The 1530-nt window shown below is 56.5% G+C and carries 1 protein-coding gene; it reads right to left on the bottom strand.

Annotated elements, in window-relative coordinates:
- Nucleotides 1-485 precede the first annotated feature (485 nt).
- Nucleotides 486-1530: non-homologous end-joining DNA ligase (gene ligD, locus WCB02_RS26170; protein ID WP_423962661.1), on the bottom strand; the 1045-nt coding region annotated here is incomplete at its 5' end.

Below are 1530 nucleotides of genomic sequence, written 5' to 3'. Positions count from 1 at the left end.
ACGCTGCAGACTCAGAAGTTTACCTGAAGTCAAGCAATGAGAAAAGCAAAATTCAAGCGAACAGTAACGTTTCGCCGTGCATTCGCCGGGATTGCGCTGGGCCGTAGATAGAAGGCAGTTGGACAGATCGGCGATGCGATTGAGAGTCGCGCCTCAGGGGCTAAAGCCCGCTTTTGTGGGTGGCTCAATGTACGGGCTGAAGCCCGTACCCTTCAGCCGTGCCATCGGAGCCGCATGAACATTGGGGTCCCCCCCCGAGGGAAGCTCATTCGTCGCTTTGGGCTATTTGTGACTCGGGAGACTAGTGTAGTGTCCCGGAGACTTGGTCGCATCATTTGAAATCGCGAAAAGCAGATTCTTCGGCTCACCACCCCCGCACTCCGCCCCAAAGAGCAAAGATCACTCTTTGCGGACCCCGAAGAACGTTTGGGGCCCCGTTCGCTCAGAATGACAAACCGATATGGTTATGAACTTCTGGGACACTACTAGTTCTGTTTTCCGGCCTTCACGCCCATGGAGGAGAGCATTTCGTTCGCGAGCCGCTGATGTGACGAGAGCATCTCTTGCCACGGATCGCGGCGCAGGCGCTTTTGCCAAGTGCTGAAATCTGAAACGTGAAAGCTTGGCCGGTCTGCTGCCTTCAATTCTTTCCAATCGAGGGTGACGGCGACGGGAATGCCGGGGCGCGCACGCGTAGAGAATGGCGCAACTGCTGTTGATTCTCGGTCGTTGCGCAGGTAGTCGAGGTAGATGTGGTTGGGACGGACGGCCTTCGACATGTTTGTGGTGTAGAGACGTGGATTGTCCTTTTCCATTTTGAGAACCACTGCATGCGCAAACTGCTTGATGACAGGCCATTCGTGTTCGGGCTTGATGGGTACCACGACGTGAAGGCCTTTGCCGCCTGTGCTCTTGAGATAGCTTTCAAGCTTGAGTTGAGTCAGGCGCGAGTGCAGTTCCTGTGCAGCATCGGCCAATGCCGGCCACGCTATTGCGTCGTCGGGGTCAAGATCGAAAACAATGCGATCGGGTTTGTCGACGGCTTCGTTCTTCGATCCCCAGGGGTGAATTTCAAGAACCGCAAGTTGCGCCAAGCTGAGCAGGCCTTCGGCTGAGTCGAGCGTGAGGAACTCTTCGACTTTGCCGGTCTTCTTGTTCTTGATGGGAACGTTGCGGACGCCCTTCGGCAGTCCCGTGGCCATGTGCTTCTGAAAGAAGAACTGTTTCCCTATGCCGTCAGGGCAACGCAAGATGCTCAGCGGGCGGTCGGCGATGTGAGGCAGCATGTGCTCGGCGACTGCCAGGTAATATTCGGCGAGCTGCTGCTTGGTCATTCCGCTTGCCTCATCGAGAACTTTGTTGGGATGAGTGATCGCGATAGGTAGCTGGCTGTCTGATTTGGCTGAAGTGCGCGCGACCGCAGATCTGACAGATGATGTGGCGCGGGGTGAAGGCGCATCGGCCGTTTCCGGAGACTCGCGGACGATCTCTGCTGGCGGCTTGTCTTCGCGCAGACCCTGGAAGGATGAC

The sequence above is a fragment of the Bradyrhizobium sp. genome (genome assembly GCF_049581145.1).
Taxonomy (GTDB): Bacteria; Pseudomonadota; Alphaproteobacteria; order Rhizobiales; family Xanthobacteraceae; genus Bradyrhizobium.
The sequence above is the reverse complement of the archived record's forward strand: the minus strand, read 5'-3'. Positions and strand labels throughout refer to the sequence as shown.